Origin of the sequence: Holdemanella sp. MSK.7.32 (assembly GCF_024460475.1) — a bacterium.
In the GTDB taxonomy this organism is placed as follows: domain Bacteria; phylum Bacillota_I; class Bacilli_A; order Erysipelotrichales; family Erysipelotrichaceae; genus Holdemanella.
The window spans coordinates 1-24936 of record NZ_JANFYN010000003.1 but is presented as its reverse complement, the minus strand read 5'-3'; the positions used below and the strand labels follow the sequence as shown (position 1 = coordinate 24936).

General features: G+C 36.2%; 21 protein-coding genes, 1 pseudogene and 1 riboswitch. Of the genes and pseudogenes, 20 read left to right on the top strand and 2 right to left on the bottom strand.

The features are described 5' to 3' along the window. Positions 1-497 precede the first annotated feature (497 nt). The 6 genes from NE544_RS01210 (at position 498) to NE544_RS01185 (ending at position 7087) form a co-directional block, all read left to right on the top strand. Complete coding sequence (locus NE544_RS01210) at positions 498-776, top strand: hypothetical protein (protein WP_256268055.1); 279 nt, start codon at positions 498-500, stop codon at positions 774-776. Positions 777-902: 126 nt separating this feature from the next. Beyond that, positions 903-2342, top strand: a complete 1440-nt coding sequence (locus NE544_RS01205; RefSeq protein ID WP_256268054.1) for a GGDEF domain-containing protein — start codon at positions 903-905, stop codon at positions 2340-2342. A 111-nt stretch (positions 2343-2453) separates the two neighbouring features. Beyond that, positions 2454-3230 (top strand): alpha/beta hydrolase, encoded by a 777-nt coding sequence (locus NE544_RS01200; protein WP_256268053.1) that lies wholly within the window; start codon positions 2454-2456, stop codon positions 3228-3230. A 22-nt stretch (positions 3231-3252) separates the two neighbouring features. Then, positions 3253-4650: a Na+/H+ antiporter NhaC gene (gene nhaC / locus NE544_RS01195; protein WP_256268052.1), complete on the top strand. Its 1398-nt coding sequence runs from the start codon at positions 3253-3255 to the stop codon at positions 4648-4650. A 48-nt stretch (positions 4651-4698) separates the two neighbouring features. After that, positions 4699-4805: riboswitch (TPP riboswitch) on the top strand. Positions 4806-4906: 101 nt separating this feature from the next. Beyond that, a complete protein-coding gene (thiC, locus tag NE544_RS01190) occupies positions 4907-6247 on the top strand; it encodes a phosphomethylpyrimidine synthase ThiC (protein WP_117572394.1) in 1341 nt (446 codons plus the stop codon). 189 nt (positions 6248-6436) lie between these two features. Beyond that, the gene (locus NE544_RS01185) at positions 6437-7087 is read left to right on the top strand and encodes a Crp/Fnr family transcriptional regulator (protein WP_256268051.1); all 651 of its coding nucleotides are present in this window, start codon (positions 6437-6439) and stop codon (positions 7085-7087) included. A gap of 13 nt (positions 7088-7100) precedes the next feature. Here NE544_RS01185 and NE544_RS01180 read toward each other — a convergent pair whose 3' ends face one another. Further along, on the bottom strand, positions 7101-8726 hold the full coding sequence (locus tag NE544_RS01180) for a LuxR family transcriptional regulator (RefSeq protein ID WP_256268050.1): 1626 nt from the start codon (positions 8724-8726) through the stop codon (positions 7101-7103). Between the two features lie 9 nt (positions 8727-8735). Further along, a complete protein-coding gene (locus NE544_RS01175) occupies positions 8736-10064 on the bottom strand; it encodes an ABC transporter substrate-binding protein (protein WP_256268049.1) in 1329 nt (442 codons plus the stop codon). 177 nt (positions 10065-10241) lie between these two features. Between NE544_RS01175 and NE544_RS01170 the strand changes: the two genes are divergently transcribed. The 14 genes and pseudogenes from NE544_RS01170 to NE544_RS01105 form a co-directional block, all read left to right on the top strand. Then, entirely contained in the window at positions 10242-10862 is a 621-nt protein-coding gene (locus tag NE544_RS01170) for a DUF4428 domain-containing protein (protein WP_256268048.1), read from the top strand. 27 nt (positions 10863-10889) lie between these two features. Continuing rightward, positions 10890-11633, top strand: coding sequence for a hypothetical protein (locus NE544_RS01165; RefSeq protein ID WP_256268047.1), 744 nt, complete (start codon positions 10890-10892; stop codon positions 11631-11633). Positions 11634-11667: 34 nt separating this feature from the next. Continuing rightward, positions 11668-12906: a hypothetical protein gene (locus NE544_RS01160; RefSeq protein ID WP_256268046.1), complete on the top strand. Its 1239-nt coding sequence runs from the start codon at positions 11668-11670 to the stop codon at positions 12904-12906. Continuing rightward, on the top strand, positions 12899-13543 hold the full coding sequence (locus NE544_RS01155) for a hypothetical protein (protein WP_256268045.1): 645 nt from the start codon (positions 12899-12901) through the stop codon (positions 13541-13543). Before NE544_RS01160 ends, NE544_RS01155 begins: the two co-directional genes overlap by 8 nt. Positions 13544-13545: 2 nt before the next feature. Further along, a complete protein-coding gene (locus NE544_RS01150; protein ID WP_256268044.1) occupies positions 13546-14193 on the top strand; it encodes a hypothetical protein in 648 nt (215 codons plus the stop codon). A 4-nt stretch (positions 14194-14197) separates the two neighbouring features. Then, the gene (locus NE544_RS01145) at positions 14198-14797 is read left to right on the top strand and encodes a hypothetical protein (RefSeq protein ID WP_147487073.1); all 600 of its coding nucleotides are present in this window, start codon (positions 14198-14200) and stop codon (positions 14795-14797) included. Between the two features lie 9 nt (positions 14798-14806). Further along, the gene (locus tag NE544_RS01140) at positions 14807-15481 is read left to right on the top strand and encodes a hypothetical protein (RefSeq protein WP_256268043.1); all 675 of its coding nucleotides are present in this window, start codon (positions 14807-14809) and stop codon (positions 15479-15481) included. Between the two features lies 1 nt (position 15482). Continuing rightward, positions 15483-16631, top strand: coding sequence for a hypothetical protein (locus NE544_RS01135; RefSeq protein ID WP_256268042.1), 1149 nt, complete (start codon positions 15483-15485; stop codon positions 16629-16631). Positions 16632-16648: 17 nt separating this feature from the next. After that, positions 16649-17263: a hypothetical protein gene (locus NE544_RS01130; RefSeq protein WP_256268041.1), complete on the top strand. Its 615-nt coding sequence runs from the start codon at positions 16649-16651 to the stop codon at positions 17261-17263. 9 nt (positions 17264-17272) lie between these two features. Then, positions 17273-17749: a hypothetical protein gene (locus tag NE544_RS01125; protein WP_256268040.1), complete on the top strand. Its 477-nt coding sequence runs from the start codon at positions 17273-17275 to the stop codon at positions 17747-17749. A 9-nt stretch (positions 17750-17758) separates the two neighbouring features. Next, positions 17759-19105, top strand: coding sequence for an SPFH domain-containing protein (locus NE544_RS01120; RefSeq protein ID WP_256268039.1), 1347 nt, complete (start codon positions 17759-17761; stop codon positions 19103-19105). 12 nt (positions 19106-19117) lie between these two features. Beyond that, positions 19118-20203, top strand: a complete 1086-nt coding sequence (locus tag NE544_RS01115) for a hypothetical protein (protein WP_118115088.1) — start codon at positions 19118-19120, stop codon at positions 20201-20203. A gap of 10 nt (positions 20204-20213) precedes the next feature. Further along, complete coding sequence (locus tag NE544_RS01110) at positions 20214-21458, top strand: TPM domain-containing protein (RefSeq protein ID WP_256268038.1); 1245 nt, start codon at positions 20214-20216, stop codon at positions 21456-21458. 345 nt (positions 21459-21803) lie between these two features. Beyond that, positions 21804-24936: pseudogene (locus tag NE544_RS01105) on the top strand (hypothetical protein); the annotation flags it as partial.

Below are 24936 nucleotides of genomic sequence, written 5' to 3'. Positions count from 1 at the left end.
CATACGTTAAGATATCACAAAATTAAAAGTAGATGCGATTGCGAATACCACAAACCAATGTTTTGGATTCATGGTATAACATATGTATATAATTAAAGTACTATATTTATTTTTTAATTATTTATCTAACATCTACCAATCTAATTCATCTTATAACTAAAGTCACGAGTGTTCTTAGATTGCTTTATAAATGTCGCTTTCTTGGCGATCATTTTGGTTGTGATAAAAACTATACTGTAACCAAGTGATAAAAAAATTGTGCAGAAATTGTTTTTATTATCGATTGAAGTGGATCGATGCATGGGTGGCAATTCTTATTTCTTGGCACAAATATGGATGTAATCGATGCTGCCATTAAAAGTGTTCGAACTTGTGGTGTTGTTGATCAGTTATGGAAATTAAAATAGAAAAGCGTAAGTAAGAACCATTATGTGTGGTTCTTTTCTTTATGGGTTAGATTTGTTACAATTATAATAAGTGAGAAAAAGGCTAGAATTATGACAAATAATATAGTAGCAGATATCAATCATATTTTAGATGTGATCGCAATCATCAATCAGGCAACGAGTGAAGAAAAAATACGCAAATGTATTCCTGATTTATTAGAATATCTAGGCATGTGTTCTTTGGCAAGTCATGTCTGCCTGTTTGAGTTGTCGAATGGCTTTACAAAGACATATGAATGGAGTCAGGAAGATGCCGATTCTGTACCTATATTTGCGATGACAGCCAATGCATTTGGGGATGATATTGAACGTACAAAAAGGTGGGGATGAATGAGCATTTTTCTAAGCCTTTGGCGATGGAAAAAGTAATTGAAGCGATTGGTAATTATTCGAAAAAAATAACTAAAATATAACCAAGTTAAAGATATAATTGAATAAATGAAAGGTAGGTCCTATATGCAGGCAATCATACGATATGAATTGGTCATCAATGAAGCGTTGCGTTCCGCGCTTATGTTGGATACACCGGATGAACAGATCAATGAGTTTATTCGTTTTTTTGGAAAACATATTGGATGTGATCGAATTTATATTTTTGAAGATAATAAAAAAGAACATGTGACCGATAATACATATGAATGGTGCCGTCAAGGCATTGAAAGTGAAATGGATTATCTACAAGGCGTTGATATGGATATCATCGATTGGTGGTACAAAGCTTTTGATCAGAAAGAAAATGTGATCATTCGTGATGTTGAAACAATAAAAAATGAGCATGTGTATACATATAATACGTTAAAGATTCAAAATGTAAAGCGTCTTGTGGTATGTCCAATTCGCTATAAAAATGAAATCAGTGGTTTCTTTGGCGTGGACAATCCACCGATTTATGATCATTTGGGTTTAACTACATTCTTAGATATGATCGCAACGTTAGTCATCTCTTTTTTAAAGATTCGGAATTCACAAAATAAGTCCAAGCGTGAGGCAAAATTAAGTGGCTATTCAGCCTTGGGACAAATCTATACTTCTATGCATTATATCAATGTGAAAACCAATCGCTTTCATATTGTGAAAATGGAGCCGCAAATTCTAACGTATTTAGGAAAACATGAAATTTATGATATAGAAGATAATTTTACGGATCATATTTGTAAGATTCATCGAAAATTCTGTCAAGCTGATTATGTAGATCGAGAAGTTGAATTTATGGATCTTGAGACATTAGAAGAAAGACTTCAAGACAAAAAATCCATAGATAGTGTTTTCTATGGTAAGCTTTCTGGCTGGTGCCGAGCTCGTTTTATTCCGGTTGATTATGATGAGGATGGAAGTTTACTCCATGTTCTATATTGTGTGGAATGTATTGATGATCAAAAGAAGCGAGAAGACAAATTATTATATTTAGCTCAAACAGATACAATGACGGGAATTTCAAATCGTCGTAGTGGAGAGAAGATGATTGAGCGTGTTTTAAACAACAAAGTCAGTGGCATGATGTGTTTAGTGGATTGTGACAAATTTAAATCCATTAATGATACGTATGGACACATGGCCGGGGATGAGGTCATTGTTGCGATTGCGCATACGCTACAAAAATCATGTCGTGATAAAGATGTAGTCATGCGTCTTGGTGGAGATGAGTTTGCGTTATTTATTCCAGGTGTTACGGATCGTAAGTGTGCTAATGCTTTCTTTAAACGTTTGTTTGAGAATTTGAAACAAATCCAAATTGAATCTATAAAAGATCATCCGATTATAATGAGTTTAGGCGCTTGCATTTATGATGGAAAAGAAGAATTGACATTTGATGAATTATACTGCAGAGCCGATATGGCAATGTATCAAAGTAAAAAAGTGGAAGGATACAGCGCAACAATATATAAAAAAAAATAGCCTCTTGATGAACAAAGAGGCTGTTGCTGTATTCAAAATGTATACATGTGTTAAAAAAGTATAAACAAATTATATTTTTTGTGGTATTATACCCAAAACGGAGGGAAATATATGCAGAAGTATGTAGAAATTAAGCGGGATGGACTGACACTGCGAGGTATGCTTCATGTGCCAGACAATGTAAGTTCTAAAGTGCCTATGGTCATTCTACTTCATGGATTTTGCGATGATCGCAATGAAATAAATTTTGTGCATAATGAGTTATCTCAAAGATTGTGTGATGCTGGTATTGCGAGTGTTCGCTTTGACATGAATGGCAGCGGCGAAAGCGATGGACGCTTTGAAGATATGACTATTTCAAGTGAGATTTTGGATGCGAAAGCCATGTTGAATTATGTGGAATCGTTAGATTTTGTCGATTCTAAAAAAATTGCGCTTCACGGATGTAGTCTAGGAGGATGCGTAGCGAGTATGGTGGCAGGACAATGTAAAGAAAGAATTCAAGCGTTGTCGTTATGGTGTCCTGCACCAGATCTAGTTTATAACTTGAAAAAACATTTGACTTTGTGTGGTCAGGATGTTTCAAACATTGAAAAAGATGGATGTGCGGATGTGGAAGGATTGAAGTTGAGCCTTAAATTTTACCAAGATGCCTGTACACTCGATCCTTATAAAGAGGCTTCATTGTTTGATAAAAATGTTTGTACTATTCATGGAGATCAAGACATTACAGCTTCGTGTGAGTGTAGTTACAAGTATAAAGAAATTTTTAAGGAAAGAGCAAAATGTATTATTGTCAAAGGAGCAGAGCATCGCTTTAAATCATTTGCGTTTAGAGAAGCAAGAATGAAAGGGACTCTAGACTTTTTGAAGGACGAATTGTTATAGATGAAAGAGAAGGAAATTTGATATGAATAAAGAAAGAAAACAGCCAACAACCCTATTTGCGGTGGTTTCATTTTTGGCTATTATTGCCGTATTGATCATTATGATCAACTTAGGATGCAATACAACACTATCTGTATTTGCGGGTGTGATCGTTGCGGTTATTACCACAAAACTTTTAAATATTCCATGGAGTGAAGTGGAACAGAATATTATTAAAACAGCGGCTGAATGTATGCCGACATTCTTGATTGTCATTATGGTCGGTATGCTTGTGGGAATCTGGATGGCCGGTGGAACCGTTCCATCATTGATGTATTATGGTATGCAAGTGATTTCACCGAAGATCTTAGTGCCTCTAGCCTTTGTCCTTTGTGCCCTAACGAGTGAATTTACAGGAACATCCTTTGGTTCTGTGGCAACTATGGGTCTTGCGATGGTGGGAATTGCCGCAACAACAAGTATTCCCGTACCATTAGTTGTGGGTGCAGTTGTTTCTGGAGCATGGCTAGGAGATAAGATGTCGCCCTTATCAGATACAACCAATTTAGCGAGTGGTGTAAGTAAAGTACCTTTATATGATCACATTCATTCTATGCAGTATACAACACTTCCTGCAGCTGTAGTCGCTTTGATTTTATTTACAATTGCCGGCTTGTATTATAGTGGTGGAAGTATGGATCTTGCCCAACAAAAATTGATTTTAGACACATTATCTAAACATTTCAATATCAATATTCTATTGATTTTACCTGCCATTCTAGTTATTTTGATTTCTGTATTTAAATTACCTTCCTTATTAGGAATGGGCTTAGCCGTAGTTGTATCTGCTGCTTTTGCGATGGTATTTCAAGGCGTTAACTTTGTTGATTTAATGAACTATGCCTTTAATGGTTTCAGCATTGAAACAGGTGTATCCATTGTTGATCCTATGTTGAATCGTGGTGGTGTGCTTTCTATGTCTGAATTATTAGTGACATTTATGGTTGCCAGTGTAATGGGCGCTGTCATTACGTCTACTGGTATTTTGGATGTTTTGGCAAAAAATGTTCTTTTAAAATTTATCAAGAATCGTACAGTACTCGTATTTGTCACTTTAGTATATTGTTATGTCGTGAACTTCTTAACAGCTGGCGGACAAACAGTATCTATCATCGTAACTGAACAAACGTTTGAATCGACTTATGAAGATATGAATATTTCTCGTAAAGTATTATCTAGAACACTCGAAGATTCTGGTACATTGTCTGCACCCATCGTTCCTTGGGGTGTTGCGACAATTTATGTCATGGGCGTACTTGGATGCTCAACAGCTTATATTCCATACGCATGGTTTATCTTTATTGTTCCTATTTTCTCAATGATTTGTGCCATTACTGGGGTTGGAATTTGGGATAAAGAAGAAAAGCCAGTTCGAAAATAAATGTTATACTCCTTTACTATCTTTTAGAATTAGTGTATAACTTAGATGTAAATAAAAAAAGGGAGCTTGTAGTACAGGCTGAGAGGAAAGTGTGACTTTCGACCTATAACCTGATTTGGATAATGCCAACGTAGGGAAATACTTTGTCTTTTTAGTGTGAGTATACCTATATTGGTTGCTCACTTTTTTTTGGTGGCAAAATGGGAGCACCACTTTTTGTCACGTTAAATAATCATTTGGAAAAGGAGATTTTAAAATGAACACAAATGAAAGTACAGTAAGTACAGGCGCTACATATACCACTCAGATGGATGCTGCGCGTAAGGGGATTATTACGCCAGAAATGAAGATTGTAGCCCAAAAAGAAAAAATGACAGAAGAAGAACTAAGAGAGTTAGTCGCATGTGGTAAGGTTGTAATTCCGGCCAATAAAAACCATAAATCTTTAAATCCTGAAGGTGTGGGAAGTATGTTACGCACAAAGATTAATGTAAACTTAGGGGTTTCTAGAGATTGTAAAGATTATGATGTCGAAATGGAAAAAGTTATGGCAGCCGTAAATCTTGGCGCAGAATCAATTATGGATTTATCGAGTCATGGAAATACACAACCATTCCGTCAAAAGTTGACAGCTGAATGTCCAGCTATGATTGGTACTGTACCTGTATATGATAGTGTGATTCACTACCAAAGAGATTTAAATACATTAACCGCAAAGGATTTCTTAGATGTAGTCGAGTTACATGCCAAAGATGGTGTGGACTTTGTGACTTTGCATTGTGGAATCACAAGAAAGACGATTGATCAAATCAAAAAACACAAACGTAAAATGAATATTGTTTCTCGTGGAGGAAGTTTAGTCTTTGCGTGGATGTCAATGACAGGTGAAGAAAACCCATTCTATGAATACTATGATGAAATCTTGGATATCTGTGAAAAATATGATGTGACGATTTCTTTAGGAGATGCTTGTCGTCCTGGATGTTTAGCAGATGCCACAGATGTATGTCAAATCGAAGAATTGGTTCGTTTAGGAGAACTTACAAAACGTGCTTGGGAACATAACGTACAAGTTATTGTGGAAGGACCTGGACATGTTCCATTAGATCAGGTTGCGGCCAATATGCAGGTTCAGCAACAAATCTGTATGGGCGCTCCATTCTATGTGTTAGGCCCATTAGTTACAGATATTGCGCCAGGCTATGATCATATTACAGCGGCTATTGGTGGTGCGGTTGCAGCTATGTCAGGAGCAGCTTTCCTATGTTATGTAACACCGGCAGAACACTTGGCTTTACCAAATGTCGAAGATACAAAACAAGGAATCATTGCTTCTAAGATTGCAGCACATGCGGCTGATATTGCCAAAGGTGTTAAAGGAGCACGAGATATCGATGATAAGATGGCCGACGCAAGAAAGAATCTAGATTGGGATGCACAATTTGAGTGTGCGCTAGATCCAGAAACCGCAAAAGCAATTCGTCAATCTCGTATGCCAGAAGATGATCATAGTGATACTTGTAGTATGTGTGGTAAATTTTGTGCTGTAAGAAGTATGAATAAAGCTCTATCTGGGGAGAATATCGATATTTTATAATGGTATTGCTTTACATCGCTTATATTTTTTAACAATTATTTGCAGAAATTAGTTGATGTTGTGTGTTGTTTATAAAAGTATGATATATTAAGTGTGTAAGGTTTAAATGTTATATTCTCTCATAACATATGTTACTAAATTGGGCTTGGTGAGTATGTTATAATTAGACGTATTGAGAAGGGGTTATTTATGAGTGAGTCAGTTTTAAATTTTCTTGAAGAAAAGAATCTTCCTGAAGTCACAAAAAAGAAACATACATATTTGATGATGGATGGACACGACCAAGAAGATATTTACATATTAAAAGATGGTGTTGTGAAAGTGAGTATTGTTTTATGTGATGGGCGTGAATTCAATATCACTTATTTAAAAGGTTTGGATATGATTTCGTTGTTGAAAGATGAAATCAATAAAATGACTACGGCATCATTTCATGCTCGTATCGAAAGTGATACGGCAACTTTTTATCGAATCAACAGAAAATTGTTTGAACAATATGTGAAAGAAAATGAAGAATTACATGCATATATAGAATCGTATTATCGTAAAAAGATGACCGAAGCTATTTATCGCCAGCAACTCATGACAATGAATGGGAAAAATGGAGCTGTGTGTGCATTTATCTATCATTTGATTCCATTATTTGGTAGACAAGTTAAAAAAGGTATATTTATTGATCTGCAAATCACGAACGATGATATTGCCAATTTCTGTGGGGTATCCACAAGAAACAGTGTCAATCGTATCTTGCGTGGGTTAAGAGAAGAAAACGTTATTACGATGGTATATCATAAAATCTTAATTTTAGATGTAGATTATTTAAAGCGCTATGTACAGTAAAAGGAGCTAATTGTTAGCTCCTTTTGTTGTTTAATAATGTCATGTACATCAACAATTGTTTTCTTGATTTTACACCAAGCTTACTATAAATATTACGATTGTGATACTTTAATGTATTGTCCGTAATATTTAATGTTTCTAGAATATCCTTACTTGAATATCCCTTCACATAGAGATCTAAGATCTCTTTTTCTTTGCGTGTCAGTGTCGCAAGACATTCAAGGAAACGTTTATATTCTTCTTCATCTACATCGGCTTCACGTTTTTTTGCCAGACGCTCAACTTCCACTCTTGCCTTGTCATATTCTCTTTGAATGAGTTCATGTTCATTTTCAATTTGTTCAAGCTTCTTGCGATTTTCCTGCATTTCTAGCTCAAGCGTCAACATTTTATTTTCAACTTCATAGTCTTTTGAAGATAAGAAATCCAAAAGATCATCAATTTCTTGTACATCATAGCGCATACTGTTTTTATTGTCTTTACGCAGCTGTTCTAATCCTTTTAGAATTGGGGACAGGTATCTTTGACTGAAGAAGGAACATCCTAAAAATACAAATAATAATAGGACAATGGTAAAGAAGAATAATTCAATATTACTTTTTACGATGGCTCGATTGTAGTCAGAATCCAAAATCATAACATATGTTGAATAGGTTTGATTCTTAGAAATTTTGACAGTATTCTTAACCCCAATATAATTACGATTTTTACTTATGATTCTCAATAAGTTGTTGCCAATAGGCTTAATGGAAAGATCTCCATTTGGCATATAATAGAATCCGTTTTGGCTTCCCGTACTAAAGCCTTCATTTGTGATGATTGAATCGGAGTCTGGCACTAAAAGACACGTTAAATGGTTGAGAGTTGAGGGCTGGGGATGCGCAAATTTAAACCAGCTTTGTGAAATTTCAAAACCACAAAGACCATAGAAGGTACCATCCTTTCCAACTAAAGGAACACGTAATAGGGCGATTCTTTCACCTGTGTATGGCAATTGAATAATATTTGATAGGGAATAATCAAAGTTCCCTTTTTTTAATTCTTCATAATCGGGTACAAGTGTAATATCAAATTCCTGTCTCCATTTACGATGTGGCATGATGCCATGTTTTTTGCCGATATTGGCAATTCCACGATATAAAATCAAGTCTTCCTTTGAATAGGACATTGTCGTTTTTTGAAGATACACACCACTTCGTTGTGTCTGCGCATTATCCAAAGTGGAATTGATTGTCGTATCTAGTTGTACATAAGCTCCTGAACAATTAGATCGTTCAAGATATTGTCCTAAAGGCTGAATCATATCGTTTTCTAAAGAATAGATGGCATTGGGATTGTCCTGCAGCTGTTGAAAGGTTAATCCTTGATTCGCTAGGGTTGTTTCTAATATAGCTTCCATATTATCAGCCAATGCGATATTCATAGAGGCCAAGTCATCCCAATAGGATTCCATATTCTTTGTGGAGTATTCACTTTGAATGGATAGTTTTTTATGAAAATCTTGTTCGGTCGTTCCAAGTCTTCCAAATAGGAAGAGTCCCATTAATAAAGTAATACTGATGGTAGTCACTAGAAAGAACATATATACGAAAAGCTTTCGTTTCATGGATCTTTCTTTTGATTTAAAACTTAATTGCATAGGCTAACCTCAAGAAAGGCTTTTTAAAATATTCATTGCTTCATCTACAATTTCATCAATATCTTCACCGGCATTAGCTCGTGCTTGCCATTCTTGTTGGTGGCTTCTTACTTGATCATAAAATGCATAGGCCTTTCTAGAAATCGCATTTGGAACCTCTCTAGAAATAACGGTATAGTCGGATTTCATTTCGGTGAGTGTATTGTATAAAGATTGTGTTTCTTCATCTTCAAACTTTTCATTTTTTAAGTTTTTAAATGCTTTTTTTGTGACTGGCATGTAACCTGCTTGGATCACAAAGTCCATGTTTCGTTTTGGCTCCACAAGCCAATGTGCAAAGACACTAGCGGCTTCTTGTTTTTGTTCTGTAGTCTTATAGGCACATAATCCAACACCAGCTTGTGTCATGAGGGCATGGTCTTTATCGGCCTTTGGATAAGGCAGGGCAATCGCATTTAATGGTTCCGTTGTATTATCTGGATATGTAACGATGTCATTTAAATAGAGATAGGCTGCACTGCTGGATACACCAATGAGTGTTTCTCCGGTTGTAAGTTCTGTGCTTGAATAGAAATCTGAAGCAGAAATATGGCCTTTGATCAATGGTTCTAGAAAGGTTCTAAAGGCTTCTTTAAAAGCAGGATCCTCCGTATTGTACCAGCCATTCTCTGTAAACATATTCTTTGTTCCTAATGCGATCGCATAAGATTCAATGGAATTTAATAGATAATCAAAGCATAATAACGGCTTTCCATTTGACCATTCATAATATTTTTCGGCTACATCAAACGTTTGATTCCAAGTGTCAAAATCATTTAATGAAACAGCGGTATCGTTAGAAAACTTTTCAAATTGTGTACCATTCATAAATAAAACGATTGTTGATTTTGATAATGGAAGATCCACAAGCTTATCCTCTAGCATTCCAGCATCTAAAAACTCATCAACAAAATTTGAAATTTCCTTCTCTGTAAATACATCATTCCATACAACACTCTTATCTAAGCCTACCTGTTTGGCATTATGAATATGTCCTGTATAAAGATCTGGCATTGGATCTGCACCTGGTTCTTTAGATAAACTTTCTTCAAGCTCAGAACCAATTTTACTCGCATTGGTTATTTTTGTGACATTAATTATAATGCCCTTGTCTTTGCCTTCTGTTTCATTGAATTCAGCAATCAATTGATTCATTGGAGAATTGGCTTGTTCTCCATAAACATGCCACATTGTCAGGGTCACGGGGTTATCTTTATCGAGTAAAGATTTTGATGAACACCCATATAGATTGCATAGGCCTAGACCAAATACTAATAAATATTTTATAACTTTTTTCATGATTTTCCCCTTTATTTACCGCAGTTCCCACCCTTTTTAAGTTTTGGGGTGGGGTAAATTTTATAATACTTTCTATAATGAATTTGTAAGTTGATTACATAAGTTTTGAAAGTGCTTTCTAAATACAATATAGCACAAGTAAACAAGTCAATCAAACGAAGAAAGGAGGGAAATGAAATGGGGTTGTTTTCTAAAAAGGAATGTGATGTGTGTAAAAAGAAGATGGCATTGATGGAAGGTTATAAATGTGCGGATGGTACGATCTGTAATGACTGTAAGAAAAAAATGTCATCATTATTTACAGACTACAAAAACACAACAATAACACAGATCAAAGGGCAGCTAACATATCGTGAAGAAAACGCACAAAGAGTCAAAGCGTTTGTGGCAGCTGAAACGTTTGGTGAGTATCCAAAGGTAATGGTTGATCGAAAGCACAACTGGTTTGTCGTGACAAAGGCAACAAAGCTTAGTGATGAAAATCCAGATGTGTTTGACTTAAGTGACATTCAAAATGTTTTGGTAGAAATTGAAGAGAATAAGCGAGAACTTCATTTCACAAATAAGAAAGGGAAGACATGTTCCTATAAACCAGCAAGATACGAATTTACGTACCAATTCAAGGTAAATATTCAAACGAATCATCCATTCATCAAAATGATTTCTTTGAAGATTACCAAAGAGGATGTCAAGATCATTTCAGAAATGCAGGATAAAGAAGTAATGGTACAGTCAAACGAAAAGTATCAGGAATCTTTACAGGTGGCAAACGCATTAAAGGATGCGCTTGAATCATAATAATGCACAGAAAAGGAGGAATCATATATGGCAAATACATGTGCAATTTGTGGTGCTACAATTAATGTTTTACAATCACAGAAATTAATGGATGGAAACTATATTTGTACAAAGGGTTGTCGTGCAAAGGGATTAAAATATTACGACTATGTTCATTCTGATTTAGATAATGTCAAGGACCATATTCATCAAACTGAGGTGGGTACAAAGGTTTGGCAAGATTTAATGGAACCTTTGAAAAAAACACGTGATAAAAATCAAAAGATGCAGTCTTTCCACCCTATTTATATTGCACCAAGTCTAGGTTTGATTGCGGTTATTGAAGCTCGTGGAGGTTTGTTTAATACAAAAACATATGCGTGTGTATATCGTTTAGAAAATCTTCAGCTATATAGAACTGAAAGGATGCCCGCAAGAACAAGTGGTTCGGATAAAGATAAAATGTGTGTTCACTTAGGCTTTGTACATACAAAAGGTTTAAATGATGTCTATATTCCATTTGATGATGAAACAAGATGTCATCAATGTGTAGATTATCTAAATAAATTGTTTGGCTTAGATGATTCATTTAGAAGTGGCATTAAAAAGTCTGTAACTCAATTTAAGGCAACAAAGAGTATGTGGGATTTGGCGAAAGCTAAAAAGAATGGTGAAAATTTAGAAGAAAAAGCGAAAGCGACAGTGGATGCGTTTGGGGCAACGATCATTGGAGATCGTACACAGTTTAAGGATGCAGCCGATCAAGCTCTTGCGAACTATGATCTGGACTAAATTTTGTTCGGTCTTGTTTCTTAGTTTGAATCTAATGTTTACAGGTTGTAAATCACAACCTAATGAAGAGGTATATATTTCAGATTTCTACAATATTCATGAAGAATATAAGGATGCATGGGGAAATGTTGGTAAGTACGACATTTCCTTACCTTATATTCATTGTGATTCAAAGAGCGCAAAAAAATTGAATCAGACAATTAAAAATGAATACAAGGATTTGGTAGATTCTTTAGATGAGGCAAAAGAAGAAGGGTATACGTTGCCGTACACAAAGGTTAGTTATGATGTGTATACACATTCAAATCTATTGAGTTTAGTTATTAAGGAAGAAGTAGAGACGGAATATCCTAGGTATAAGGTGTATCATTTTGATTCTAAAACGAAGAAGCGTGTTTCGAATAAAAAGTTATATAAGAAATATAAAATCAGTCAAAAAGATATGAAGGTATGGGCTGCACAGGCTTTTGATCAGGAATATGCCAATGAATATTATGACAATGTAAAGGAATTAAGAGCTCAAACAATTGGCTTGTTGCCTTCAAATCTGGATGTGTTTTACCACAAAGGAAAATTGAATGTATTGATTCCTGTCGCCACAAATTTTGGTTCTGGAACAAAGATGGTTTTGTATAGGCCAAGTCGCAAGAAGTCTTATAAGATAGAAGATTCTTCCACTTTTGACCAGATGACTATGACATTAAAGAATAATAAGCTATCGCTTTACTATAGTGGAACGGATAAAACGTATGAGGTGCATGGTTGTTTTAATGAGTATAAACAAGTTCATGTGTATGAAATAGGTCCTGGTGTCACTTATGGTTTTGCGCTAACGACAAATGGTTTGGTGGAAGTGATTGCGATTGAGGATGGCTTGCCGATTGAGCGTGTTTGTAGTCAAGGACCATTATATGGGTTAGATAAAGTAAAAAGCCTTCGTAGTGGGCAGGCACTGACAGAAAAGGATCAGTTGATTGATTTATTTGATGCATTGAGAAATCAGCCGTTTAAAAGTCTTGAGGGTACGTATACAAATGAGAGTGTAACACTTCAAATCGATGAGAATGGTTTGTATGCAATGCAGGATCAAGAGAATTCGCATTCTGGCCTATTGTTTAGTGTAGGTATGGAAGAAGATGGATTTGTGTATGGATATGATGACTATAATCAACAAGTCTTATCGTATTGTAAAGTAATGCCGTTATATGAAAAATTAGAGATCAAAAATTTGTTTGATCATGACAAATTAGAATTGGAGTATCAATATGAATAATAAAAAATTGTTTGCGAGTGCACTAGCACTAAGTATGTTTTTTGGATTAACAGCTTGTTCAAGTGAAAAGCCGGAAGATACAAAGGTTGTTGAAAAGAAGGAAGAGAAAAAAGAAGAGAAGAAAGAAGAAAAGAAAGAAGAAAAGAAAGAGGAAAAAAAGGAAGAAAGTACAGATGCTGTATTAGTAAGAGAAATTTCGAGTAAGACATATACAGTCACAATTCCTGAGCTTACTTCATTCTATACACCAAGTAGAGATGGTTTAGAAGTTAAAACAGAAGTAAATGAACAACAAATCTCATATACGCTTGAAGATGAATTTGGTGATTTTAAAATGGCTATTTATGTAAACCCAATCAGTGCTGAGAGTGCAGAAGCCTATGCGAATCGTATTAATGAAGGATTCAAGGATGATGAATCGAAACAATATAAGCCTAGCACGGTGGGTGATTTCAATGGTTTTAGAAAAGTGACTACAAGTGAAAATCCTAGTTTCAAATGTAAAGATAACTTGTTGTTGGATTTTGAAAGTGCAGTGATGTCTGTAACGGTAGAACAATTCAATGATTCGGATACTGCGGATATGGAAGTAGCGATGAAAGCTATTTTGGACAATATGAAAGTTGAGGTTAAGTAGTCATGAACACAAACTTTGTGAAGAGCTTATTAGTAATCGGAATGGGCTTGAGTTTAGTTGCTTGTTCATCGAATGATCCAGAGCCTAAAAAGGAAGATACAAAGGTTGTCGAAGCTAAAAAGGAAGAAAAGAAAGAGGAAAAGAAGGAAGAGAAAACAACGGATTTTGTGGTGAGCAAAAACTACAACAAGAAGTATGAGATCATCATCACAATGCCTAAAGATTTCACAACGATTTATACGCCAGCAGATGGTGTAGAGGTTACAGGAGAGATTGTCAATGATTCCTTTATTCGCTATAGCTTTGAAAATAAAGAAGCCGATACGAAAAAGATTGCGGCTATTGAAGCTAGTGCAGATGCGACAGCGGATGAAGTGGCTGAAATCTTCAATAAGGGTGAGGAAGATGAGAGTAAGCTTTATAAGCCTTATCAGGTTGGAAACTATACAGGTGTAAATAAGATTTCGGATTATTCTTATGATGATTATGTAACGTACAATATGTATTTCAATTTGGATCGAGATGGTTTTAAAGGAACAATTAAGGTTGTTGTTGAAAAGCTAAAAGCGGAAGCGGATGATTCGGATACAGAAGCTATTATTACTGCAATTTTAGATAATGTAAAAGTCGAAAAGAAGAAATGTGAGTAAGCCTATGAATCATAAGCTAGCTAAGATCTTGCTTGCGCTAGGTATAGGCTTAAGCCTAGTTTCTTGTGCAAAAAAGCCAGAAGAACCAAGGTCTTCACAAGTGAAAAAAGAAGAAAAGACAGAGATTGGTGAAATGACTGGAGTCGCACAAATGAATGGCTATTTCATTAAGATGACAATGCCAGATTTATTGTCGGTTTATACACCGAAACAAGAAGGTTTAAACATATCGGGTAAGCTAGAGGGTGGTCGTATTCTTAAATATGATTTACATTCGGATGATCGTACGTATATAACGCGAATTTCAATTGATTGTGATTATCGTAAGGCGGCCAAGGAAACGGCGGATGTCTTGAATGCAGGTTTTGAAGATGAGGCAGATCAATATAAGGAATTTACGATTGGTAAGTATTCGGGTTACAAGAAAACAACGGTATATGATTCGTCTGATAAAACCTATTCTAAGATGTTGATCGATTATCCGGTTGGTGAAGATAATGTTGTCTTACAAATTTATGTAGAACAAGAAAAAGCCAATGATTTGGATGAGGTAACACTTGCTGTATTGGATAATATCGTTGTTGAAATTTGTATGGAAGAGTAGGTGATAAGAGTGAAAAGGAATAAGTTATTAACTGGCTTCTTGGTTTTGGGTATGGGACTAAGTTTAGTGGCTTGTTCATCTAATGAGCCAGAAGAAAAGGTAGAAGAAAAGAAAATAGAAGAGACTAAGGCAATCGAAGAAAAAGAAGAAAAGGTAAAAGAAGAGAAGAAGGAAGAAGAAAAGGCTAAGGCAGCTGAGGAAGAAAAAGAAAAGGATAGTACGATTATTAGTTATGCGAATAAAAAGGTAAGAGTTACTTTACCTAAAGATTTGACTTCTTTCCATACGCCTGCTAGAGAAATTTCTAGATATAGCTATATGGAAGAATCGAATGTTCTTGGTTATTCATTGTATGCGAAAGATCGTACGTTTACCATTCATTTCTCAATTGGAACGGATGGCTGGGATTCAGCAGAGGCTGCCAGTATTTCTCACAACAAGGTTTGTAAGGATGAATCAAAAATGTATGAGCCATGTACTGTAGGTGAATATTCTGGATATAAGTATATGGTGTCAAGTGATAAATCGATTGAATATCATTATGTGCTTGATTATCTAGTGGATGGTCAAGATGTCGTACTAACCATTCGTGAAGAATTACGTGATGATGACGATACTTCCTTGTTAGAGCCATTGTTGCTGGATGTGGTACATAATTTAAAGATTGAATTAATAGGAGAATAATATGAATGGGAATAAGTTATTAACCGGCTTCTTAGTTTTGGGTATGGGACTGAGTTTAGTGGCTTGTTCAAGTGATAAGCCCGAGCCTAAAAAAGATGAGGCTAAGGTAGCAGAAAAGAAAAAAGAAGAAAAACGAATGGATACGCAGGATCGAACGGCTAAATTGAGTGTTCCTGAAGATCTATCTCCTTATTTTACTTCATCTAGAGAGGGTGTAGGTAAAATGGAGAGTATGTTAAAGGATAATGGTTCGATTGTCTATAAGTGTTTAAATGAAGAGAATAAGTATGAGTTGAATGCTGAAATTAAATTGTTGTCGTCTAGCTCTGCTGAAAAGAGTGCGGATCTACAGAATTCAATGTATGGTGAAAATGACGAGGATAAAAAGTATAAGCCTTGTACGTTTGAGGGCTTTGATGCGTATAGTCACACCATCAATCTGGGTACAGTTGAAAATACTAGACTTCACTATTATGTAGATTATCCAGTCGAGGATATCAATAAGGTCGTTTCTATTGAGATCAACCAGAAGAATGATAAAGAAAAGGATACTTCTGATTTAGAACCTTTTGCGAAGGCTATCATTAAGAATATGAAGCTAGAAAAGGTGAAGGAAGAAAAGAAAGAGGAAGTAAAGCAGGAAGTTAAAGAAGAGAAGGTGGATGAAAACAGCAAGGAAATTGTTGGTGAATCGTCTCGTGCAAAATTAACTTTACCAAGGGATTTGACTTCGTTCTATACGCCTAGTGAAAAGTATGACACGATCAAGGGTGAGCAAGATAAGGGAAACATTGGTTATACATTAAGTCGAAAAGATCCAGATCGTTCAATATACGTAAACATATGTACGGATTCAAGTGATACGCTTGAAGAGGCTATCGTCTTCCATAATGAACATTTAAGTAAAGGAGAAGAGCCATTTACAGAGTATACATTGGGTGAATATTCTGGATATCGTTCTATGAGCTACACGAATTATTGGAATAGTGCCAATGATACGACGTATAGGTATAAGTTAAATTATCCAGTGGGCGATAAAAATGTAATATTGTCATGTTCTGTAACACTTCGTGATAATTCGGATGATACGACAGGATTAGAAGATATATTATTGGCGGCTTTGCAGCAATTGAAGGTAGAAATTAAATAATAATAGGAGAACATAATATGAAAAATAATAAGTTATTAACAAGTCTGTTTGTGCTTGGTATGGGCTTAAGTCTAGTTGCGTGTGGTGCAAGTGATGGTGGTACGACTACAAAGACGGATGGTACAAAAACGGTAGAGAAGAAAGAGGAGCAGAAGTTTGCGGATCGAAAAGAGTATGAATCGGAGGGTCTAGCTTGTAATTTTAAATTGCCAAACTTGGATTCTTTCTATTTGGTGAAGGGTTTAGAAAAGCCTGTTTACAATACGGAATTATCACTTGGAAGCATAAAATATGAAGTTCGTGATGATTATCTTCCGGCTCTTCTAGTATATGTAGGAGACGATGCATTCGCAGAATGGAGTGATGGATATACTATTGAAGAGCTTGCGACAAAAGATTTGAATGGGGAAGCTGAATATACAGAGACAAAAGTCGGTGGCTATAGAGCTTTAGTTGCAGATTTATCGGATGAGGATAATTTAAAGAAAGAATACTATATTGAACATCCAGATCTTCCAAATGGAATCGTTTGTATTGAAGTCTGTGAATATGATGATAATGATATTTCCGATGAATTGGCAGAAGCAATCATTAAAGAGTTCAAAGTTGTTGAACTTTTAGATGTTGAATAATTGTACTTTATGTCGAATCCGAATGATGGATATGCCAAAAGAAAAGAGATGAGTGTACAAGGATTGGCTTGTACATTCACTCTTTCGAATATTGATGCTTATTTTCTTGTAGAGGATGAGCGGGTTTCGTATAAAAGTAAAGTGGTTGCGTCTGGAATGATGTATCGCATTCTTGGTCAGAATACGGATATTTTAGTGTTTGTGGATACTATTCCTTATATTCGAAACAATGCGATGTCTTATGATGAAGTGGTTCGTGTTGAGTTTGAAAATCTAGATTATAAAGATTTAGAGATACTTGCTTATAAGACATGTATATATGAGGAAGAGGATGGTAATTATATAAAACGTACATATCTTGTGGACTATCCAGATATATCAAGTGGTGTATTGAGAATCGAAATTCTGAGTAAATCGAATGAATTTGATTCTTTAGTAAGAGCGATTGTAAAAGAAATACAAGTAAAAACAATAGAAGAATGGTAGGTAAATAATATGGGATTAATTAAAGCGGGTGCTGGAGCTGTTGGTTCTGTTTTTGGCGATCAATGGAAGGAGTACTTTTATTGTGATGCATTAGAGCAGGATGTATTGGTTCGTAAGGGTTCTAAAAGGACGGGTAAAAAGTCGAGTAATAAAGGAAGTGACAATATCATTTCAAATGGTAGTGTGATTGCGGTTGCGGATGGTCAATGTATGTTGATTGTTGATCAGGGTCGTGTTGTTGAGCTTTGTGCAACGCCAGGAGAATTTGTGTATGATTCTTCAAGTGAACCTTCTATCTTTGCGGGAAGCTTAGGCCAGAGTATTAAGGATTCTTTCTCAACAATGGCTAAGCGTTTCACTTTTGGTGGAGATACGGCTAAGGATCAAAGAGTGTATTATGTGAACACAAAAGAAATGGGCGAGGTTCTTTATGGAACGGCGACTCCAATTCCATTTAGAGTGGTTGTGAATGAAGAATTGGGCTTCAAGTTGTCTGTGAAATTGCGTTGTAACGGTAACTTTACATATCGTGTGGCCGATCCAATCTTATTCTATACGAATGTTTGTGGAAATGTGGCAGAGGATTTTGAGTCTGAAACCATTGAGGGCAAGTTAAAAGGTGAATTGATGACGGCTTTACAGCCTGCTTTGGCAAAATTGAGTGCGGATCGTGTGATGTATTATGAGATTCCAGCTCACACAATGGATGTTGCGGCAGCTTTAAATGATGAGTTGAGTGATATTTGGCGTGCTAAGCGTGGCTTGGAAGTTGTATCTTTCAATATTAACTCTTTGAGTATTCCTGAGGATCAAGAAAAGAAGATCACAGAGTGGGAAGAAAATGCGATGACGATGAATCAAACGGTTGCGGCAAGTCGTTTGGTTGGTGCCCAGGCTACAGCTATGAAGGATGCTGCCAATAATGCGTCAGGTGCAATGACTGGATTTATGGGCATGGGTATGGCCATGAATCAGGGTGGTATTAGTGCGCAAAACTTATATGCGGCGGGTGCTGCTACTCAACCAGCTCCTGATCCAACTCCAACACCGACTCCTGCACCTACGCCTGAGGTAAAGGCAGATGGCTGGACTTGTCCAACTTGTGGACATCTAGCAAGTGGTAAATTCTGTCCGGAGTGTGGAACGCCTAAGCCTAGTGTTGAGGGTTGGGCTTGTCCGACTTGTGGAACGGTAAATAAGGGTAAATTCTGCACAGAGTGTGGTGCAAAAAAGCCGGCACATGAACCATTGTATCGTTGTGATAAGTGTGGTTGGCAACCTGAGGATCCGCATCATCCACCTAAATTCTGTCCGGAGTGTGGTGACCCATTTGATGATAATGACATAGAAAAGTAGAGGGTTTTAATTATGAGTGCTTTACAAGAGTTTAAATGTCCTTGTTGTAATGGTTCCATTTCGTTTGATACAAAACTTCAGAAGATGAAGTGTCCTTATTGTGATACAGAATTTTCTCTGGAAACACTTCAGCAATATGATTCTGTAAAGATCGAGGAAGAAGATCAATTTGAGTGGGATGTGAAGCCAGGTCAAGAGTGGGCTGAAAATGAAACTGATGGATTATTGACATATGTTTGTAATTCGTGTGGTGGTGAAATTGTTGCGGATGAAAATATGGCGGCTGCATCTTGTCCGTTTTGTGGAAGTCCGATTGTCGTAAAGGAAAAATTGGGTGGTATCTTAAAGCCAGATTTAGTGATTCCGTTTAAATTGGATAAAAAGGCGGCTAAGGAAGGGTTGAAACAGCACTATAAGGGTAAGACTTTATTGCCTAAAGAATTCAAATCAGAAAATCATATTGAAGAAATTAAAGGTGTATATGTTCCTTTCTGGTTGTTTGATGCGGATGCCGATGGTGAGGTTCGTTATAATGCGACAAAGGTTCGTATGTGGTCGGACTCAGAATATGATTATACGGAAACCAAATACTATCGTTTATATCGTAAGGGGCATGTAAGATTTGAAAACATTCCGGTGGATGGTTCGAGTAAGATGCCAGATGATATGATGGAGTCTATTGAGCCTTATGACTTAAAAGATGCGGTAGACTTCCAGACGGCTTATTTAGCTGGCTTTTTAGCTGATAAATATGATGTGGATGCCGATTCAAGTATTGATCGTGCCAATACCCGTGTGAAGAAGTCTACGGAAGATGCGTTTATGACCAATTGTGGTAAGTATGACACGGTTACTTGTGAGGACAGTGCAGTTCAGATTCAGAATGGTACGGCAAAATATGCGTTGTATCCAGTGTGGATCTTAAATACGAAATGGAAGGGTGAAAACTACAGTTTTGCGATGAATGGTCAAACGGGTAAATTTGTAGGGAATCTTCCAGAAAATAAGAGCTTAGTTTACTTATACTATGTAGTGGTTACGCTTCTTGGAAGTGTTTTAGCTTATATCGTAATATTGATTATGAGTTGGGGAAAGTAGGGGGTTGTTTATGAAAAAACTTAGTATTTTATGTTCATCTCTTCTACTTGCACTTATGATGTGCTTCCCGGTTTTTGCGAGTGAAGATCTAAGATATGTAGAGGATAATGCAGACTTATTAACTGTAAGTGAACAGCAGGAATTAAATGATACTTTAACCGAAATTAGTGAAAGACAAGGTGTAGATGTTGCCGTAATTACTGCGAATGATATGGGTGATAAATCCATAGAAGACTACGCAAAAGCGAAATATAATGAGCGTGGCTATGGTGATGATGGGGCTTTATTGGTTGTCAATATGGAAGTTCGCAAGTGGTGGATGTCTACTTATGGAAAAGGTACTACAGCTATTTCATCAGAAGATATTAGTACGATTGGTAGTGAGTTTGCACCTTATTTAAGTAATGGAGAATATGCGAGTGCATTCTATACATACGCTAGACTTTGCGATGACTATATTACTAGAGCACCTAATCTTTCCGAAGAGTATGCGCAAGCTTTAAGTGGTCTTACTTCATTACAAGATGGACTAAGATTTGTGAATGATGATGCGCGTTTATTAACTGAGGATGAAAGAAAAGAGTTAAATGATACTTTAACCCAAATTGGTAAGCGTCAAGGTTTAGATGTTGCGATATTGACTACAAAAGATACGGGTGGTAAGGCACTTCTTGATTATGCGATGACGATGTATGAAGCGCTTGAGTATGGTCAGGGTAAAAATAAAGATGGAATTCTTTTAGTGGTCAACATGGAAACACGTAAGTTCTGGATGGCTACTCATGGTTATGGTATTACAGCATTTACGGATGCCGGAATTAGTTATATTAGTGAAAAGCTAGGTCCTTCTTTTAAGAAAGAGAAGTACATGATGGCTTTTACAACGTTTGGTAGTCTTTGCGAAAAGTTTGTAGAAAAAGCACATAATGGTAAGCCTTATGATGTTGGAAATATGCCGTTTAAATGGCTTCCATGGTACTGCGTTCCAATAAGTCTTTTAGTAGGCTTTGTTTGTGCAGTCTTTGTGGTTAGTAAAAAGCGTGAACAACTTCATTCTGTTAGTTTTGAAGACAAGGCACATAACTATATGAAGAAAAATACGTTGAAGATGAAAGAGTCTCATGACTACTTCTTGTATCATACAATAACTCGAAATCGAATTAAATCTGACGATGATGATAGTTCGAGCGGAGGAAGTAGCACATTCACTAGTAGTAGTGGCGACACGTATGGTGGTGGTGGCGGTAGCTTCTAATGCCGCAAAATGCAGGATCAAACCCCTGCATTTTCCACTTTTAATAATATAGGGAATACGGCTTATTCAGACAATATGAATCAATGGTTGAGTTTACTATTGATGAGTGGATTTGTGTTGGCTTTGGGTATGAAGAAAAGATTAAATAAGATCAAGGCTCTTTTTAAGGAGGGAGCCTTATCTCTTAAAATCAGTATAATTGAAGTCTTATAGTGATTTTAAGGGGTATGTTTTGTCTACCTTAAATAATTAAAGGAGAGAGGAGGTTTTGAGAAGTTTCCGTTACCTATTCGGGAATAATAAGTAAATGGGTGATATGAAAAATGGAATAGGAGTTGATAATCTATGAAAAAGAGTTGGACGAGTGTGGGGCTTAGTTTATGTATGGTTTTGACTTTAACTCCGGTTACGGCAATCTATGCGGATGAGTTCGATACTCATGAGGGTGTGATGGATCAAGAAATAGTTGAAGAAAAGGATTTAGATCTTGTGGAGGAAGAAGAACCCATTGTTGAGGGTGAATCTGAAGAAGTGGTAGAAATAGTTGAATCTGAACCAGAAGAGGTTGTAAAGGAGATTGTTGAAGAAGAAATTATTGAAGAAGAGGTATTAGAAGCTTTACCGATGATGTTGACGGCTCCTGCACCTGTATCGAGTGGTTTGGCAATTGATGAAACAAACTTTCCAGATGCGAACTTTAGAAGCTATGTTTTAGCATCATTCGATTCGAATGGAGATGAAAAGTTGGATGATGAGGAGATTGCGAATGTTAAATACATTTATGCACCATCAAAAACAATTTCGAATTTAAAGGGTATTGAGTATTTTACTGAGCTTTTAGAGTTGAATTGTGATAATAATCAATTGACTTCATTAGATGTCAGTAAAAATACAAAGCTGGTTAAATTGATTTGTAGTAAAAATGCATTAACTTCTTTAAATACGAGTTATAATCCATTGTTAAAGAAGCTTGATATTTATAGTAATAAGATTACTTCAATTGATGTAAGTCAGAATACAGAATTAGAGACTTTGTATATTGGGCGTAATCCGATTGAAACTTTAAATGTGAAAAACAATGTGAAGTTAATGGAGTTACAGAGCGAATTGAATAACTTAACATCAATTGATTTGAGTAATAATTCCCCATCTATGACACTATATATGGCAAATAATATATATCCAATAACGGTTGGTAAGGGAAGAAGATTTGATTTATCAAAGCTTCCGGCTGGATTTGATGTGAGTAAAGCTTCGAATTGGCAAAATGCGACTGTGAATTCGGGTGTGTTGATTGTTGAGAATGGGAAAGATTTTGTTACGTATGATTATGATTGTGGAAATGGTCATAAAGTGAATTTTAGATTTAGAGTGTATTCCAGCATTAAACAAGTATCTGTGCCTTGGGCAAAATATAAATATTTATATATGAATTTCTACACTTATAATGGGAAAGAACAAGTAGGTGTAGATGCAGGTGAAGGCTATACACTTAGTGGTGACTATAAGGCAACGAATGCTGGAAATTATACAGCGAAAGTGAATTTACTTGAAGGTTATGAATGGGAAGATGGTTCGACGGATGAAAAAACGATTGAATGGGAAATTCGTGAGGCCCAGCAAGATACGCCAGGTGGTTTACAGGGTGTAGCTCCTTCGAGTTCAAGTGCTAAGGATGGTAAGATTACGGGTACAACATCCGCAATGCGTTATAAGAGAGCATTTATAACAGGTGACTATGTTCATTATTGTGACGATGGGGAAACCACGGGTTTAGAACCGGGCGAGTATGTAGTTTGGTATGCTGAGAAACCGAATTATGCTGCAAGTCCTTATACGAAGGTTATAGTTCCAGAATATGATGATACAACAAGTAAAATTATTGTTCGTAATGGAACTGTGAATGGTAGTGATTCTTTAATTGTTTCCAAGAGTGATGTTGCAACGCTTGTAGCCAAAACGTCTGCTTCTTATGATAAAGAATTTGATAAATGGGTCATAAAGGCTGGTAAAGCGACAATTAAAGATGTAAATAGTGAAACTACAACAATTACAAATGTGGATGGCCCAGTTACAGTGGAAGCTGTTTATAAGGATAAGTGCTTTAAACTTAATGTTGTCAATGGTACGGGTTCTGGAAGTTTTACACAGGGTACTGTTGTAACAATCAAAGCAGATGCTCCCCCTGCAGGAAAAGTATTCTGGAAATGGGAAGTAAAAGAGGGACATCCGTATATTCAAAATTGGTTAGAAGATACTACCGAAGTGATTATTAAACAAGCTGATGTAAAGATTGAAGCAGTATATAAGGATGCAACTCCAATTACGCCACCGGGACCTGCAAAATACGCATTAAAGGTTGATGGTGGAATTGGTTCTGGAGAATATGGTGAAAATAGTGAGGTCATTATTAAGGCATATGCGCCGGAGTTAGGTAAAGAATTTGATAAGTGGGAACTTGTTTCTGGTGATGCAGTCATTGAAGATGTAAATAGTGTAATCACAAAAGTTACAACGAAGGCAATGGCCGCAAACATTAGGGCTGTATATAAGGAAAGTTCTATTCCTGCACCAACTTTGAAATTTGATTTAATTGTGAAGAATGGTACGGGTTCTGGAACGTATGAAGAAAATGAAGTTGTAAGTATTCAAGCGGATGCACCTGTTGCTGGTATGGAATTTGATCGGTGGAAAACAAATTCAGGTAAGGTAACTTTTGACAATTACAAGAGTATAAATACAACTGTAACAATCTTGGATTCCAATGCTGAAATTGAAGCTTTATATAAGAAAATAGTTCCAGTTCATACGCATACTTATGGTAAGTGGAGTTATGATAATATTGGACATTGGCAAGAGTGTACAGATCCATTGTGTCCAAATAAAGCGTATACGATAAAATATCAAGGTTATCATCAGTTTAGTACGAGCCGAGATACTACATGTAATGTTTGTGGTTACAAGCGAACTCTTCCAACATATAACTTTATTGACGGAGCAAGTGGAGAGTGGATCAAAAATAGTGGTAAGGATCTTGGCTTCAAAGCGGATGGTGAATTCTCTAAATTTACAGGTGTTAAGGTGGATGGCACTTTAATTGGTGCAGATAAGTATACAGTGATTACTGGTTCTACTCTTGTCACATTGAAGAAGGATTATCTTGAAACGTTGTCTGTTGGTAAACATACATTGAGTGTGGTTTACACGGATGGAGAATGTACAACTGAATTTGAAGTGAAGAATAAAGTTGTTGAAAAGCCTGGAGCAGAAGAAGATGCTAAGCCTGGTACGGATACAGAAAATCCGACAACGCCAGAAGAAGATAAAAAGCCTAGTACGAATACAGAAAAGCCAACAACTTCAAAGGTAGATAAGAAAGCGAATGTTAAGTCTGAAAAGAAGAAGTCTTTGAATACGGCTTATTCAGACAATATGAATCAATGGTTGAGTTTACTATTGATGAGTGGATTTGTGTTGG

Bases quoted from the DNA above. Each gene is read 5' to 3' on its own strand.
- NE544_RS01180 (WP_256268050.1), bottom strand. From the start codon at position 8,726: ATGCAATTAAGTTTTAAATCAAAAGAAAGATCCATGAAACGAAAGCTT.
- NE544_RS01175 (WP_256268049.1), bottom strand. From the start codon at position 10,064: ATGAAAAAAGTTATAAAATATTTATTAGTATTTGGTCTAGGCCTATGC.
- NE544_RS01160 (WP_256268046.1), top strand. From the start codon at position 11,668: ATGTTTACAGGTTGTAAATCACAACCTAATGAAGAGGTATATATTTCA.
- NE544_RS01155 (WP_256268045.1), top strand. From the start codon at position 12,899: ATGAATAATAAAAAATTGTTTGCGAGTGCACTAGCACTAAGTATGTTT.
- NE544_RS01125 (WP_256268040.1), top strand. From the start codon at position 17,273: ATGTCGAATCCGAATGATGGATATGCCAAAAGAAAAGAGATGAGTGTA.
- thiC (WP_117572394.1), top strand. From the start codon at position 4,907: ATGAACACAAATGAAAGTACAGTAAGTACAGGCGCTACATATACCACT.
- NE544_RS01110 (WP_256268038.1), top strand. From the start codon at position 20,214: ATGAAAAAACTTAGTATTTTATGTTCATCTCTTCTACTTGCACTTATG.
- NE544_RS01170 (WP_256268048.1), top strand. From the start codon at position 10,242: ATGGGGTTGTTTTCTAAAAAGGAATGTGATGTGTGTAAAAAGAAGATG.
- NE544_RS01135 (WP_256268042.1), top strand. From the start codon at position 15,483: ATGAATGGGAATAAGTTATTAACCGGCTTCTTAGTTTTGGGTATGGGA.
- NE544_RS01130 (WP_256268041.1), top strand. From the start codon at position 16,649: ATGAAAAATAATAAGTTATTAACAAGTCTGTTTGTGCTTGGTATGGGC.
- NE544_RS01200 (WP_256268053.1), top strand. From the start codon at position 2,454: ATGCAGAAGTATGTAGAAATTAAGCGGGATGGACTGACACTGCGAGGT.
- NE544_RS01150 (WP_256268044.1), top strand. From the start codon at position 13,546: ATGAACACAAACTTTGTGAAGAGCTTATTAGTAATCGGAATGGGCTTG.
- NE544_RS01120 (WP_256268039.1), top strand. From the start codon at position 17,759: ATGGGATTAATTAAAGCGGGTGCTGGAGCTGTTGGTTCTGTTTTTGGC.
- NE544_RS01145 (WP_147487073.1), top strand. From the start codon at position 14,198: ATGAATCATAAGCTAGCTAAGATCTTGCTTGCGCTAGGTATAGGCTTA.
- NE544_RS01185 (WP_256268051.1), top strand. From the start codon at position 6,437: ATGAGTGAGTCAGTTTTAAATTTTCTTGAAGAAAAGAATCTTCCTGAA.
- NE544_RS01165 (WP_256268047.1), top strand. From the start codon at position 10,890: ATGGCAAATACATGTGCAATTTGTGGTGCTACAATTAATGTTTTACAA.
- nhaC (WP_256268052.1), top strand. From the start codon at position 3,253: ATGAATAAAGAAAGAAAACAGCCAACAACCCTATTTGCGGTGGTTTCA.
- NE544_RS01115 (WP_118115088.1), top strand. From the start codon at position 19,118: ATGAGTGCTTTACAAGAGTTTAAATGTCCTTGTTGTAATGGTTCCATT.
- NE544_RS01210 (WP_256268055.1), top strand. From the start codon at position 498: ATGACAAATAATATAGTAGCAGATATCAATCATATTTTAGATGTGATC.
- NE544_RS01205 (WP_256268054.1), top strand. From the start codon at position 903: ATGCAGGCAATCATACGATATGAATTGGTCATCAATGAAGCGTTGCGT.